The sequence below is a fragment of the Allobosea sp. FBZP-16 genome, from assembly GCF_002831785.1.
GTDB classification, from domain to species: Bacteria; Pseudomonadota; Alphaproteobacteria; order Rhizobiales; family Beijerinckiaceae; genus Allobosea; species Allobosea lupini.
The window spans coordinates 20,048-33,692 of the sequence record NZ_LNCQ01000045.1 but is presented as its reverse complement, the minus strand read 5'-3'; the positions used below and the strand labels follow the sequence as shown (position 1 = coordinate 33,692).

At 66.6% G+C, this 13,645-nt stretch carries 13 protein-coding genes; 10 read left to right on the top strand and 3 right to left on the bottom strand.

Annotation, left to right across the window (positions count from 1 at the left end):
• Positions 1-181: 181 nt before the first annotated feature.
• From CXY91_RS22455 to grxD, 6 genes are all read left to right on the top strand, one after another.
• Positions 182-2,023, top strand: coding sequence for a M3 family oligoendopeptidase (locus tag CXY91_RS22455; protein ID WP_100963507.1), 1,842 nt, complete (start codon positions 182-184; stop codon positions 2,021-2,023).
• Positions 2,024-2,036: 13 nt separating this feature from the next.
• Complete coding sequence (locus CXY91_RS22450) at positions 2,037-2,921, top strand: methyltransferase domain-containing protein (protein ID WP_100963505.1); 885 nt, start codon at positions 2,037-2,039, stop codon at positions 2,919-2,921.
• A complete protein-coding gene (locus CXY91_RS22445) occupies positions 2,918-3,358 on the top strand; it encodes an acyl-CoA thioesterase (protein ID WP_091836395.1) in 441 nt (146 codons plus the stop codon). The genes CXY91_RS22450 and CXY91_RS22445 overlap by 4 nt, the downstream gene beginning before the upstream one ends.
• Positions 3,359-3,453: 95 nt before the next feature.
• Positions 3,454-5,664, top strand: coding sequence for a phosphoribosylformylglycinamidine synthase subunit PurL (gene purL, locus CXY91_RS22440; protein ID WP_100963503.1), 2,211 nt, complete (start codon positions 3,454-3,456; stop codon positions 5,662-5,664).
• Positions 5,665-5,675: 11 nt separating this feature from the next.
• Positions 5,676-5,912, top strand: a complete 237-nt coding sequence (locus CXY91_RS22435; RefSeq protein ID WP_091836391.1) for a BolA family protein — start codon at positions 5,676-5,678, stop codon at positions 5,910-5,912.
• A 47-nt stretch (positions 5,913-5,959) separates the two neighbouring features.
• Positions 5,960-6,295, top strand: a complete 336-nt coding sequence (gene grxD / locus CXY91_RS22430; RefSeq protein ID WP_091836387.1) for a Grx4 family monothiol glutaredoxin — start codon at positions 5,960-5,962, stop codon at positions 6,293-6,295.
• A gap of 85 nt (positions 6,296-6,380) precedes the next feature.
• On the opposite strand, the gene CXY91_RS22425 is transcribed toward grxD, so the two are convergent.
• Together CXY91_RS22425 and CXY91_RS22420 are read right to left on the bottom strand one after the other, a co-directional pair.
• Positions 6,381-8,111, bottom strand: coding sequence for a carbamoyltransferase family protein (locus tag CXY91_RS22425; RefSeq protein ID WP_100963795.1), 1,731 nt, complete (start codon positions 8,109-8,111; stop codon positions 6,381-6,383).
• Between the two features lie 78 nt (positions 8,112-8,189).
• Positions 8,190-9,179, bottom strand: a complete 990-nt coding sequence (locus CXY91_RS22420) for a hypothetical protein (RefSeq protein WP_100963501.1) — start codon at positions 9,177-9,179, stop codon at positions 8,190-8,192.
• 304 nt (positions 9,180-9,483) lie between these two features.
• Between CXY91_RS22420 and CXY91_RS22415 the strand changes: the two genes are divergently transcribed.
• Positions 9,484-9,900 carry a hypothetical protein gene (locus CXY91_RS22415; protein ID WP_158673550.1) on the top strand — a complete coding sequence of 139 codons (417 nt, stop codon included), beginning with the start codon at positions 9,484-9,486 and terminating at the stop codon, positions 9,898-9,900.
• 4 nt (positions 9,901-9,904) lie between these two features.
• Here CXY91_RS22415 and tlpA read toward each other — a convergent pair whose 3' ends face one another.
• A complete protein-coding gene (gene tlpA, locus CXY91_RS22410) occupies positions 9,905-10,531 on the bottom strand; it encodes a thiol:disulfide interchange protein TlpA (protein WP_248307600.1) in 627 nt (208 codons plus the stop codon).
• Positions 10,532-10,562: 31 nt separating this feature from the next.
• On the opposite strand from tlpA, the gene argH reads away from it, so the two are divergent.
• The 3 genes from argH to lysA all read left to right on the top strand — a co-directional run bounded on the left by argH (position 10,563) and on the right by lysA (position 13,597).
• The gene (argH, locus tag CXY91_RS22405) at positions 10,563-11,963 is read left to right on the top strand and encodes an argininosuccinate lyase (RefSeq protein WP_100963499.1); all 1,401 of its coding nucleotides are present in this window, start codon (positions 10,563-10,565) and stop codon (positions 11,961-11,963) included.
• A gap of 76 nt (positions 11,964-12,039) precedes the next feature.
• Positions 12,040-12,300, top strand: coding sequence for an LPS translocon maturation chaperone LptM (gene lptM, locus CXY91_RS22400; protein WP_100963497.1), 261 nt, complete (start codon positions 12,040-12,042; stop codon positions 12,298-12,300).
• A gap of 7 nt (positions 12,301-12,307) precedes the next feature.
• Entirely contained in the window at positions 12,308-13,597 is a 1,290-nt protein-coding gene (gene lysA, locus CXY91_RS22395; RefSeq protein WP_100963495.1) for a diaminopimelate decarboxylase, read from the top strand.
• Positions 13,598-13,645 lie beyond the last annotated feature (48 nt).

The following is a 13,645-nucleotide window of genomic DNA, read 5'->3' as shown; positions in this document are numbered from 1 at the left end:
TCAGCCGGAAGCGGCTGTTCCGTTTCGGGTCACTGTCGGGGAGAACGGTTAAGCGCCGCTTAAGCCGGCGACGCCAGCGGGAAATCGAGCTGCTGTGACAGCGCGACCGTTGATCGCGAGCCGCTGGCCGCGCATATGAGGGGGCCGTAAACCCTCTCCGACAGGCCGAGGCAGATTGCTCATGACCCGCTCCTTCGACCGTCCCGCGATCGCACGCGCCGCTCATGCCGGAGGCGCGGCCGAGGCGCTCGGCGCCCTGCCGGAATGGGATCTGACGCATCTTTACCCGGCGATGGATTCGCCCGCCTTCGCGGCCGATGTCGAGCGCGCGGCTGCCGAGGCGCGGCGTTTCGCGGAGCTCTATCGCGGCAAGCTCGCGGCGCTCGCTGCCCGCGAGGACGCCAGCGCCGCGCTGGCCGAGGCGGTCAGGGCCTATGAGGGTCTGGAGGATCTGGTCGGCAAGATCATGTCCTATGCCGGACTGGTCTATTCCGGCGAAACCACCGACCCGCAGCGCGCCAAGTTCTATGGCGACACGCAGGACAAGGTCACCGCGATCTCGACCGAGCTGCTGTTCTTCGGGCTCGAGCTCAACCGAATCGACGAGGCACTGCTGGCCAAGGCTGCGGCGCAGGCGCCGCTCAGCCACTGGAAGCCCTGGCTCGACGATCTCGCCAAGGACAAGCCGCACCAGCTCGAGGATCGGATCGAGGAACTCTTCCACGAGAAGTCGGTGACCGGCCATGGCGCCTGGAACCGGCTCTTCGACGAGACCATCGCCTCGCTGCGCTTCAAGGTCGGCGGCGACGACCTCACGCTCGAACTGACGCTGAACCGGCTGCAGGACGCCGACGGTTCCGTGCGCAAGGAAGCCGCGGAGGTGCTCGGCACCGTCTTCCGCCAGCATTTGCGGACCTTCGGCCTGATCACCAACACGCTCGCCAAGGACAAGGAGATCTCCGACCGCTGGCGCAAGTTCGAGGACGTCGCCGATTCCCGCCATCTGGCCAACCGCGTCGAGCGCGAGGTCGTCGATGCGCTGGTCGCCGCCGTGCGCGAGGCCTATCCGCGCCTGTCGCACCGCTACTACAAGCTGAAGGCCCGCTGGTTCGGTCAGGACACGCTCGACTATTGGGACCGCAACGCGCCGCTGCCCAAGGTCGAGCAGCGAACCATCCCGTGGACCGAAGCGCGCGACACGGTGCTCTCGGCCTATGGCAATTTCTCAGCCGATATGGCGGGGATCGCACAGCGCTTCTTCGACGAGCGCTGGATCGACGCACCGGCGCGGCCGGGCAAGGCGCCGGGGGCCTTCGCGCATCCGACCGTCCCGTCGGCGCACCCCTATGTGCTGCTCAACTACCAGGGCAAGCCGCGCGACGTGATGACGCTGGCGCACGAGCTCGGTCATGGCGTGCACCAAGTGCTGGCCGGGCCGAACGGGGCACTGATGGCACCGACGCCGTTGACGCTGGCCGAGACGGCAAGCGTCTTCGGGGAGATGCTGACCTTCCGGAAGCTGCTCGACGAGACGCGCGACCAGAAGCAGCGCAAGGCGATGCTGGCGGCCAAGGTCGAAGACATGATCAACACCGTCGTGCGCCAGATTGCGTTCTACTCTTTCGAGCGCAAGGTTCACGAGGCGCGCCGGCAGGGCGAGCTGACGGCCGAGAATCTTTGCGATCTCTGGCTCAGCGTGCAGTCGGAGAGCCTCGGGCCGGCGATCCGGCTCGGGCCGGGCTACGAGACGTTCTGGGCCTATATCCCGCACTTCATCCACTCGCCGTTCTACGTCTACGCCTATGCCTTCGGCGATTGCCTGGTGAACTCGCTCTACGGCGTCTACCAGAACTCGGCCTCTGGCTTTCAGGAACGCTATTTCGCGCTGCTCTCGGCCGGCGGCACCAAGCATCATTCCGAACTGCTGAAGCCGTTCGGCCTCGATGCGCGTGATCCGGCTTTCTGGCAGATCGGGCTCAGGATGATCGAAGGGCTGATCATCGAGCTGGAGGGGATGGAGTGAAGCGGGGCGCGCGGTGAGCTCAGTCGTCTTCGACCGCGCGCTCTATCGCCGCCGCCTGTCGGCTGCGCTCGCCGCCGGCTATCCCGATTTCCTGCTGGCGCGCTGCGTCGGCGATCTCGACGAGCGGCTGTCCGCCGTGCTGCGACGCTTCGAGCGGGCTGCCGATCTCGGCACGCCGCTGCCGCTGGCAGGACCGGCGCTGCAGGCGCGGGCTGGCGGCTTGCTGCGCATGACAGAGGCCGCGGCAGCTGGCGCCACTGTCGTGGGCGATCTCGAAGCACTGCCCTTCGCCGCGGAATCGCTTGATCTCGCGGCCTCGCTGCTGGCGCTGCATGCGGTCAACGACCTGCCGGGTGCCCTCATTCAGATCAAACGGGCGCTGAGGCCGGACGGGCTCTTCATCGCCTGCCTGCTCGCCGGCCAGACCTTGACCGAACTGCGCCAGTCGCTGCTCGCGGCGGAGGTCGAATTGACTGGTGGTGCCAGCCCGCGCGTCGCCCCTTTCGCCGATCTGCGCGATCTTGGCTCTCTGCTCCAGCGCGCCGGCTTCGCGCTCCCGGTGATCGACAGCGAGAGCGTCACCGTCCGCTATGGCGACATGTTCGGCCTGTTGCGCGATCTGCGCGCCATGGGCTGGGCCAATGCGCTCGCCGAGCGTAGCCACAAGCCACTGCGGCGCAGCGTGCTGTTGCGGGCGGCCGAGCTCTATGCCGAGCGCTTTTCCGATCCGGACGGGCGCCTGCGCGCGACGTTCGAGATCGTCTGGCTCTCCGGCTGGGCGCCGCATGAGAGCCAGCAGAAGCCGCTTCGGCCCGGCTCGGCCAAGGCGCGGCTGGCGGATGCGCTCGGCGTTCCGGAGATCGGCACCGGTGACAAGGCGGGAGGCGAGAAGCCATGAGCGAAAAGCCGGTCAGGCTCGGGCGTGCCGATTTCCGCCTGTTCCGCACGATCCCGACGCGCTGGGCCGACAACGACGTCTTCGGCCACGTCAACAACGTGATCTATTACAACTGGTTCGACACGGTGGTGAACGCCTGGCTGATCGAGCAGGGCTTTCTCGACGTCAAGGATAGCAGGATCGTCGGCCTCGTGGTCGGCACGCGCTGCGACTATTTCGAGAGCGTCGCCTTTCCGGAGGTGGTCGAGGGCGCCCTCGCGGTCGAGAAGCTCGGCCGCTCTTCGGTGACTTATCGCATCGGCATCTTCCGGCAGGGCGGGCAGCTCACGGCGGCGCAAGGCCTCTTCACCCATGTCTATGTCGAGCGCGGTCCGCAGACGCCGGTGCCGATCCCGGCCAAGCTGCGTGCGGCCATGGCGGAGATCGGGGTAGGGTAGGCGCTCCGAGCGATTGTCTCCACCGCCGTTTTCAGGCTATTGCCCCCGCTTGAGATCGAGCCTTCGGCTCGCCCCCTCCGTCAGGAACAGGCCGCGTGATTCCCAACGACATCAAGATCACCCCGCAGCTGGTCGCCGAACATGGCCTCAAGCCGGACGAGTACCAGCGCTTCCTGCATCTGATCGGGCGCGAGCCGTCGATCACCGAGCTCGGCATCGTCTCGGCGATGTGGAACGAGCACTGCTCCTACAAGTCGTCGAAGATCCATCTGAAGACGCTGCCGACCAAGGCGCCCTGGGTGATCCAGGGCCCGGGCGAGAATGCCGGCGTGATCGATATCGGCGACGGGCTCGCGATCGTCTTCAAGATGGAGAGCCACAACCACCCTTCCTTCATCGAGCCCTATCAGGGCGCGACCACCGGCGTCGGCGGCATCCTGCGCGACGTCTTCACCATGGGCGCGCGCCCGATCGCCGTGCTCGACGCGCTGCGCTTCGGCGATCCGAGCCACCCGAAGACCCGCCACCTCGTCTCCGGCGTCGTTGCCGGCATCGGCGGCTACGGCAATTCCTTCGGCGTGCCGAATGTCGGTGGCGCCACCGGCTTCCACCGGCGCTATGACGGCAACAACCTCGTCAACGCTATGGCCGTCGGCCTCGCGCGCTCCGACGAGATCTTCTACGCCAAGGCCTCGGGCGTCGGTAAGGCGATCGTCTATCTCGGCTCGAAGACCGGCCGCGACGGCATCCATGGCGCGACCATGGCCTCGGCTGCCTTCGGCGAGGGCGCCGAGGAGAAGCGCCCGACCGTGCAGGTCGGCGACCCCTTCGCCGAGAAGCTGCTGCTCGAAGCCTGCCTCGAGATCATGGCCGCCGGCCATGTCGATGCGATCCAGGACATGGGCGCGGCCGGTCTGACCTGCTCGGCAGTCGAGATGGGCGCCAAGGGGGATCTCGGGGTCGAGCTCGATCTCAACGCGGTGCCTTGCCGCGAGGACGGCATGAGCGCCTATGAGATGATGCTCTCGGAAAGCCAGGAGCGCATGCTCATGGTGATCAAGCCGGGCCATGAGGAGCCGGCCGAGGCGATCTTCCGCAAATGGGGCCTCGACTTCGCCGTCGTCGGCAAGACCACAGACAGCTTACGCTTCGTCGTCAAGCATGACGGCGAGACCATGGCCGACCTGCCGATCAAGGAGCTCGGCGACGAGGCTCCCGAATACGATCGGCCCTGGGTCGAGACGCCGAAGCGGCCGGTGATCGCGGCGGCGAGCGTGACGCCGCCGATGTCGAACGCGGAAGCTCTGCTCGCGCTGGTCGGCTCGCCCGACCTCTCGTCGAAGCGCTGGATCTACGAGCAGTACGATACGCTGATCCTCGGCAATTCGGCGGTGACGCCGGGGGGCGATGCCGGCATCGTGCGGATCGAGGACGGGCCGAAGGGCCTCGCCATGACCGCCGACGTGACGCCGCGCTATTGCGAGGCCGATCCGTTCGAGGGCGGCAAGCAGGCGGTGGCCGAGGCCTGGCGCAACCTGACCGCGGTCGGGGCCCTGCCGCTCGCCATCACCGACAATCTCAATTTCGGCAATCCCGAACGGCCCGAGGTGATGGGCCAGCTCGTCGGCTGCATCCGCGGCATCGGCGAGGCCTGCAGGGCGCTCGACTTCCCCGTCGTCTCCGGCAACGTCTCGCTCTACAACGAGACCAACGGCGTCTCGATCCTGCCGACCCCAACCATCGGCGGCGTCGGCGTGCTCGCCGATGTGACGAAGCATGCCACCATCGGTTTCAAGGCCGAGGGCGAGGCGATCGTCCTGATCGGCGAAACCAAGGGCTGGCTCGGCCAGAGCGCCTATCTCGCGACGGTCTGTGGTCGTGAGGAGGGCGCGCCGCCGCCGGTCGATCTAGCTGTCGAGCGCCGCAATGGCGAGTTCGTGCGCTCGCTGATCACTGCCGGACGCCTCAGCGCTTGCCACGACCTCTCGGATGGTGGCCTTGCCGTCGCGCTCGCCGAGATGGCGATGGCGAAGGGCATCGGCGCCACCATCGCGGCCCTGCCGGCCGGCCCGGCTCATGCGGTGCTGTTCGGCGAGGATCAGGGCCGCTACCTGTTGTCGCTGCCGGCCGGTGCTGCCGAGGCGGTCGTCGCCGAAGCCAAGGCCGCCGGCGTGCCGGCTCAGATTGTCGGCAAGACCGGCGGCAGCGAGCTTGTTCTGCCGGGTGAGGTTGCCGTTTCGGTCGCAGCCCTCAGCAAGACCCATGAGAGCTGGCTGCCGGACTACATGGCCGGCAAGGCCGCCTGAGGAGACCAGTCATGGCGATGGAAGCGAGCGAGATCGAACGCATGATCAAGGCGGCGTTCCCCGACGCCGTCGTCGAGATCAAGGATCTCGCCGGCGATGGCGACCATTATGCCGCGACAGTGGTTTCGTCCGCCTTCAAGGGCAAATCGCGCGTGCAGCAGCACCAGATGGTCTATGCCGCCCTGCAAGGAAACATGGGCGGCGTGCTGCATGCCCTTGCGCTGACGACGACGGTTCCCCAAGATTAGAACGAGTTCATCCGGCGGGCCTTGAACCCGCATTTGGAGATAAGGCCATGAGCGACGTGAACGCCCGTATCGATGCCGAAGTGAAGTCCAGCGACGTGGTGCTCTTCATGAAGGGCACGCCGCAATTCCCGATGTGCGGCTTCTCCGGCCAGGTCGTGCAGATCCTCTCTTACGTCGGCGTGCCGTTCAAGGGCGTCAACGTGCTCGAGGATCAGGAGATCCGCGAGGGCATCAAGGCCTATTCGAACTGGCCGACGATCCCGCAGCTCTACGTCAAGGGCGAGTTCGTCGGCGGCTGCGACATCACCCGCGAGATGTTCCAGGCCGGCGAGTTGCAGGCGCTGCTCGAAGAGAAGGGCATCGCCGTCAAGCAGGCGAGCTGAGCCTCTTCCCCTTCGTGGAATCAAAAGGCGGCGCGCGAGCGCCGCCTTTTCCATGTCCGGATACGTCTGCCGCCGAAGCGGGCGCTCACTTCACCAGCAGCCAGTCCTCGACCACCAGCGCATCGAGCCCTGATGTATAGAACATCAGGATCGCGTCCTCGCTCGTATGCAGGATCGGCTTGCCCATGATGTTGAAGGAGGTGTTCAAGATTACCGGCACGCCGGTGAGCGCGTGGAAGGCCGAAATCAGTGCGTGATAACGCGGATTGCGCTGCGCCGTGACGCTCTGCAGGCGCCCGGTCGCATCCTCGTGGACGACCGCAGGGACGCGGTCACGCACCGCCTCCTTCCAGGTCAGGGTGCGCTCCATATAGGGCGCATCCTGGTAGTTCTCGAACCAGTCGGGGCCGTGCTCGGCCAGGATCGAGGGCGCGAAGGGCCGGAAGGCCTCGCGATACTTCACCTTGGCGTTGAGGATGTCCTTGGCGTCGGCAGGGCGGGGGTCAGCCAGGATAGAGCGGTTGCCGAGGGCGCGCGGCCCGAACTCGGCCCGTCCCTGCGCCCAGCCGATCAGCTTGCCTTCGGCCAGGAGCTTGGCCGTCGCGGTGATGATTTCGTCGGGCGAGAGCTTCTTCAGGCGCGGCTCCCAGGCCGCCATGCGTTCGAACGGCTCGGTCGAGAGGCTTGAGCCGAGATAGGGGCTCATCGGCCCTTTGGGCGCCTGCCAGTCCGGATTGGCCTCGGCATGGGCGAGCCAGGCGGCGCCGATCGCGTTGCCGTCATCGGCGGGGGCGGAGGGGACATGAACCTGCTTGAAGCCGTGGCGGCCGACGATCTTGCCGTTGAAGGAGGAGTTGAGCGCGCAGCCCCCGGCGAGCACGAGATTCTCGGACGGGCAGAGCGCCGCCGTCTCGGCGAGCAGCGCCTCCATCATCTCGGCGAAGACGTCCTGGCCGCAGCGCGAGAGATCGGCCCAGCCCTTGTCGAGCGCATCGGCCGGGCGGCGAGCCAGGATTTCGTCGGCGACGTTCTGGACCGTCGCGGCGTCGGCGAAGCTGAGCTTGGTGCCGTCGACGCGATAGAGCTTGCGCAGCAGCGCGAGCAGCTCAGGATCGCTTTTGCCATAGGGCGCCAGGCCCATGATCTTCCATTCCTCGCCCTTGGCTTGGTCGAAGCCGGCGAGATCGGTGACGAAGCCGAAATAGAAGCCGATCGATTCGCGACCGCGATGGCGCTTCAGCTCGGTGAGGCGGCCATCCCTGAGCGCGAAGATCGCGGAGGCGCCCGTCTCGCCCATGCCGTCGACGACGAGGCAGGCGGCATCGCGGAAGGGCGACGACCAACAGGCGTAAGCCGCATGGCTGAGATGGTGGCCGTAGCGCTTGATCCCGCTGACCTTCGCCTCGCCGAAGGCGCGGTCGAGGCCGAGCAGGGTGCCGAGGCCGGCGCGCTGCTGCTGGTGGTGCAGGTTGGCGATCAGGGCGCGTTCGCTGCGCTCGGGCACGAGCGAACGATTGAAGGCGGGGGAGAGCTTCAGCAGCGAGTCGAGGCTGAAGGAGCCGGCGCGGCTCATCTGATCGAGGAAGCCGGTGAACTCCTCGCCCCAGCTGGTCGCGAACCTGATCTGCGCACCCTTCGGGATGTAGCGCTTGAGCAGGCTTTCCATCCGTGCAGCCGTGTCCGGCTCGCAGTTCGGGGCGCGCTTGTATTGCAGATAGCGCTCGGTGGCCTCGGCGAAGAGGACCTCGCCGCCGGGATCGATGATGGCGATAGCCGGGTCGTGGAAGGTGGTGGCGAGGCCGATGGTGTAGCTCATGGCCGGCAGCGTATGGAGCAGCCGGCCGGCCATGGCAAATGTTGCAGATCGATGACGCCGGGCAGTGGCATCAGTCGATCACTGGGCGAAGGCGATGCTGTCGGCGATCGCCTTGATCGCCGACTCCAGTGAGGGATAGGTCGCCTCATCGGCGCTGACGATCAGGCGCACGAAGCGGCCATCCGGGCCGAGGCCGATATACTGGGCAAAGCGCTTGCCGGTGGCACCCTCAGCGGTCCTGCCCGAAAGCAGCACGCCATCCTTGCTGCCGGCGAAGGCGACGGTCTCACGCTTGGCGATCTCGGCCTTCTCGAAGCCGCGCGTCGTCTGCAGCAGCTTCTCGGCGACGGCGGCGAGTTGGCCGGCCGCGACCTGACCGCCGGTCTGATAGCTGACGATCAGCATGGGCTGGCTGCCCTTGGGGTCGACGTTCAGCGGGCCTGAGGTCATCAGCACGCCAAGGCCGCCGAAGGTGTCGACGACGCGGAAAGGCTCGGTGGCGCGAACACGGAAGGGCAGGGCCGCAAGCTTCTGGTCGAGCGTCGGCTCGGCGCCGAGCGAGACGCTCTTCAGCATGGTGACCACGTCGTCGCCATCGAGATCGGAATCTTCCGGCGCCTGCACGGTGATCATCACGGTCTTGGCGCCCTTGAGCAGCACGACCCATTTGTCGAAGGTCGTACCGGCGACATTCTGGTGGCCGGTCAGGATGCGGCCCTTGCCGCCGGCCGTATCGATGTCCTCGGCCTCGTCGATCACGATGTTCTGCTTGGCGAAGTTGGTCTTCGCGGTCTCGATATTGTTGAACAGCGCCGACAGTTGTGCATGCGCCTCGGGCGGCATCTCGACGACGAGCACGGAGGCTTTCGCCTCGGCGTTCTCCAGGCCGGCAAATTTGGTCGAGGGCGCGAAGCCCTTCAGAGGCGCCAGCGAGACCGTCGTACCCGAGATCGCGTTCCTATCCTGGGCCCGTGCGTGCCCGGCCAACCCGGCGAGCAGAAGGGCGCCCGCCGCCAGCCGGAGAAGGGTCCGGGCCGTGCCCGCGCGGGAAAGTCCGGAAAAACGCATGATTGTCGCTCCATTCGCTGTCGGGAGGCAGATTGCCGTGATGCCGTGCCCGGACGAACCGCGCAGGGCGGTCGTCGTTCCCTTGCGCAAGTTTGCGGCGCAATCGTAGCGGCGCGTCCTGCCGGCCGCCGAATGCGGGGCCCATCGCGCCGCGAAACGGCATCAGAGCGGTCCAATCCTCTCGGGATGCCGCAAGCCTGTGCCCTGCCTTGCAATCCGCACCCTTAGCGGCGTCACGCTCTGCCTAGGTCGTCGCCTTCCCCTTCTCACCGGAGAACATGCGATGCTGCGGACACATAAGATCATGATCGAACAGGGCAGCGGAGAGAAATCCGTCTACGCAATCCTTAGGCTGACCGACAAGAACGAGGTCTCCGGCAAGTCGGCATCAGGCCGCTGGGTCCATTTCGAGGACAGCACCGACGAGGGCAGGATCAAGTTCACCAGCGATGCCAAGGAACATCTGTACTGGGAGTGGACGTCGGAGGCTCCGGCGACCATGCTGATCGGCTCGAAAATGGCGCGCGCCTCGCACAAGGCCGGCGAGGAGGAGTATTTTCAGGTGCTGATCACGCTGACCAAGGTGACGCGCAATTCCGAGGGCAAGTTCGGCGGCGCACCCAGCAAGGCAGGCGCGGGTGAGGGGACGGGAACCCTCACCTACGACGTCGGTGGATACTTCAAGAAAGGCGCGATCACCTGGACAGTCGTGGCGTACTGAGGCGTCAGCGGCCGAGCGCTGCTCCGATCAAGGCCTTGGCGTCGGCGCCGGCCCATTCGGCCGGCCCTTGCAGTAGAGCGAGCTCGCAGCCGGCCGGGTCGATCAGCAGGCTGATCGGCATGCCCTCGACCTTCTTCACGGCGCGGATGTCCTGGAACACCTTGGCCTGCGGGTCGGCATAATAGCCGAGGCGGGTGATGGCCTTGTCGGCGAGCCACTTCTTCGGCTTGTCGGGGTGGCGCGTGTCGATGTTGATCGCCAAGACCTCGAAATCCGAGCTGCCGAGCGCGCCCTGCAGCGCATCTAGCGCCGGCATCTCGGTCAGGCAGGGCAGGCACCAGGTCGCCCAGAGGTTGACCAGGACGGTCTTGCCCCGGAAGGCCGAGAGCGTCGTCGGCTTGCCGTCGGGGCCGTTGAACGCAAGATCGGGCAGGAGCGCCGGCTGCTTGGCGACCTCGACGCCCGCGACATCGCCTTTGGCAAGGGGGCGCAGCGTTTCAGCCTTCGCCGAGGCGGCGCTGCAAGTGGAATTGCCGGCCACGCCCCGCACGGAGTAGAAGGCCGCTGCGCCGCCGAGCACCAGCAGCGCCAGGGCCCCACAGGCCACCGCCATTTTCGACCGAGACGTCATCGTGCGTCCTTGAAGAGCAGGAAAGACCGCCGTGAGCAACCGCATGTGGGGTGGGCGTTTCGCCACAGGTCCCGACGCCATCATGGAGGAGATCAACGCCTCCATCGATTTCGACCAGCGCCTGTGGCGCCAGGACATCCGCGGTTCGCTGGCCCATGCCGCCATGCTTGCCGAGACCGGCATCCTGACGCGTGAGGACGTGGACGTGATCTCCGCCGGACTCAAGGGCATCGAGGCCGAGATCGAGGCCGGGCGCTTCACGTTCTCGCGCGCGCTCGAAGACATCCACATGAACATCGAGAGCAATCTCAAGGACCGGATCGGGCTCGCCGCAGGGCGCCTGCATACTGCCCGCTCGCGTAACGACCAGGTCGCGACGGACATGCGCCTGTGGGTGCGCGATGCGCTCGACCAGCTCGACGAGCAGGTCGCCGACCTCCAGCTCGCGCTCGCCGAGAAGGCGGATACCTATGCCGGGGCGGTGATGCCGGGCTTCACCCATCTGCAGTCGGCGCAGCCGGTCACCTTCGGCCACCATCTGCTCGCTTATGTCGAGATGCTGGCGCGCGACCGCGGCCGTCTTCGTGACGCCCGCGAGCGCATGAACGAATCCCCGCTCGGCGCCGCCGCGCTCGCCGGCACCTCCTTCCCGATCGACAGGCACATGACGGCCAAGGCACTCGGCTTCGCCCGGCCGACGGCAAACTCGCTCGATTCGGTCTCGGATCGCGATTTCGTGCTGGAGACGCTCTCGGCCGCCTCGATCTGCGCCATGCACCTTTCGCGCCTGGCCGAAGAGATCGTGCTGTGGGCGACGCCGCAGTTCGGCTTCGTCAAGCTCTCCGACAAGTTCTCGACGGGCTCTTCGATCATGCCGCAGAAGCGCAATCCCGACGCGGCCGAACTGGTGCGCGGCAAGGCGGGGCGCGTCTTCGGGGCGCTGCAGGGCCTGCTGACAATGATGAAGGGCCTGCCGCTGACCTATTCGAAGGACATGCAGGAGGACAAGGAAGGCACCTTCGACGCCGTGCAGACCCTGTCGCTCTGCCTCGCCGCCAGCGCCGGCATGGTCCGCGACATGCAGCCCGACCTGAAGACGATGAAGAAGGCGGCCGGCCTCGGCTACGCCACCGCTACCGATCTCGCCGACTGGCTGGTGCGGGTGCTGAAGATGCCGTTCCGCGACGCCCATCACGTAACCGGCCGGCTCGTCGGCCTCGCATCGAGCAAGGGCGTCGGCCTGGAGAAGCTCTCGCTCGCCGAGATGCAGGAGGTCGAGCCCAAGATCAGCGACGAGATCTTCGCCGTGCTCGGCGTCGAGCGTTCGGTGAAGAGCCGCACCAGCTATGGCGGCACCGCGCCCGCCAATGTGAAGCGGCAGGCCAGGCGCTGGCTGAAGCAGCTCGCCAAGGACGCGAAGCCGCAGTCATGATCCCGGCGCAAAGGCTCGCAAGCTTGCCCGCCATTCGCTACAGTCCCTCCGACGCTTCGCCCGAGGATACCCGTTCGTGCCGCATTCCCGTCTGACTATCGGTCGCGCCGTGTTGCTGGCCGGCTTCCTCGGTCTCGCGCTTACCGCCTGCGGCCGCCGCGGCCCGCTCGAACCGCCTCCTAACGCCAAGAATGCAATCGACCTGCCGGATCAGCAGACAGGCGCGGTCGAGAACAGCTTCAACGCGACGGATGCTTCGCCGCTCGGCAAGCCGCCGAAGCGCAACCGGCCGATCGAGGTCCCCGAGAAGCCTTTCGTGCTCGACCCGTTGCTCTGAGTTTTCAATGCATCACTTCGCCTATCGCGACGGCGCGCTCTTCGCCGAGGATGTCGACCTGCGCGAGATCGCGGATAAGGTTGGAACGCCGGTCTATGTCTATTCCTCGGCGACGATCGAGCGGCATTATCGCCTCTACGAGGCGGCGATGGCGTCGACCGCGCCGGGCAAGCCGGCGCATGTCTTCTACGCCATGAAGGCGAACAGCAATCTCGGCGTGCTGAAGACGCTCGCTGCGCTCGGCGCCGGCGCCGATACGGTGTCCGAGGGCGAAATCCGCAAGGCGCTCGCCGCCGGCTTCCCGGCCAGCAAGATCGTCTTTTCCGGCGTCGGCAAAGCTGAGGGCGAGCTTGCGTTCGCTGTCGAGGCCGGCATCTACCAGGTCAATATCGAGACCGAAGGCGAACTCGACCTCTTGTCGAAGGTGGCGCAGCGGCTGGGCAAGCGCCAGGAGGCGGTGTTCCGGGTCAATCCCGACATCGGTGCCGGCGGCCACGCCAAGATCACCACCGGTTCCTCGGCCAACAAGTTCGGCGTCTCCTTCGAGGAGGTGCATCGGCTCTATGCCCGCGCCGCCAACATGGCGGGCGTCAGGATCATGGGCCTTGCCGTGCATATCGGCAGCCAGATCCGCGAGGTCGATGCTTTCGAAGCGGCCTACACCAAGATGCGCGATCTCGTGCTGGCGCTGCGGGCCGAAGGGCACCGCGTCGACCGGCTCGACCTCGGTGGCGGGCTCGGCATCCCCTACGAGGTTCCGAAGGATTTCGACCATGGCCCGGGGCTGATCGAAGCCTATGCCGGAATGGTCGCCAAGCTGATGCAAGGGCTCGACGCCGAGCTCGGTTTCGAGCCGGGACGCCTGATCGTCGGCAATGCCGGCATCCTCCTGACGAAGGTGCTCCACCTCAATCCGCGCCCGACCAAGGAATTCCTGGTCGTCGATGCGGCGATGAACGATCTGATGCGGCCCGCCATGTACGAGGCCTATCACGAGATCTGGCCGGTGGCGGAGCCGGCGGAGGGGGCTAAGACGATCGCCTATGACGTCGTCGGGCCGATCTGCGAATCAGGCGACACCTTCACCACCGGACGCGAATTGTCGGCGCTGAAGCCGGGCGACCTCATCGCCTTCATGACGGCCGGCGCCTATGGTGCCAGCATGTCGTCGACCTACAACCAGCGCCCGCTGGTCGCCGAAGTGCTGGTGAAGGGCGACAAATTCGCGGTGACTCGGCCGCGCCAGACCTATGAAGAGCTGATCGGCACGGATCGTGCACCGCCCTGGCTGCCCTGAGTCTGCTTCACAATAAGCGGAGCGCCTGTGGGGCATCGTGCCTGGGTG

What these genes read in the sequence shown, in the direction of transcription:
- CXY91_RS22455 (WP_100963507.1), top strand. Translation starts at nt 182, where the DNA reads ATGACCCGCTCCTTCGACCGTCCCGCGATCGCACGCGCCGCTCATGCC.
- CXY91_RS22445 (WP_091836395.1), top strand. Translation starts at nt 2,918, where the DNA reads ATGAGCGAAAAGCCGGTCAGGCTCGGGCGTGCCGATTTCCGCCTGTTC.
- CXY91_RS22435 (WP_091836391.1), top strand. Translation starts at nt 5,676, where the DNA reads ATGGCGATGGAAGCGAGCGAGATCGAACGCATGATCAAGGCGGCGTTC.
- grxD (WP_091836387.1), top strand. Translation starts at nt 5,960, where the DNA reads ATGAGCGACGTGAACGCCCGTATCGATGCCGAAGTGAAGTCCAGCGAC.
- CXY91_RS22425 (WP_100963795.1), bottom strand. Translation starts at nt 8,111, where the DNA reads ATGAGCTACACCATCGGCCTCGCCACCACCTTCCACGACCCGGCTATC.
- CXY91_RS22420 (WP_100963501.1), bottom strand. Translation starts at nt 9,179, where the DNA reads ATGCGTTTTTCCGGACTTTCCCGCGCGGGCACGGCCCGGACCCTTCTC.
- CXY91_RS22415 (WP_158673550.1), top strand. Translation starts at nt 9,484, where the DNA reads ATGATCGAACAGGGCAGCGGAGAGAAATCCGTCTACGCAATCCTTAGG.
- tlpA (WP_248307600.1), bottom strand. Translation starts at nt 10,531, where the DNA reads ATGACGTCTCGGTCGAAAATGGCGGTGGCCTGTGGGGCCCTGGCGCTG.
- lysA (WP_100963495.1), top strand. Translation starts at nt 12,308, where the DNA reads ATGCATCACTTCGCCTATCGCGACGGCGCGCTCTTCGCCGAGGATGTC.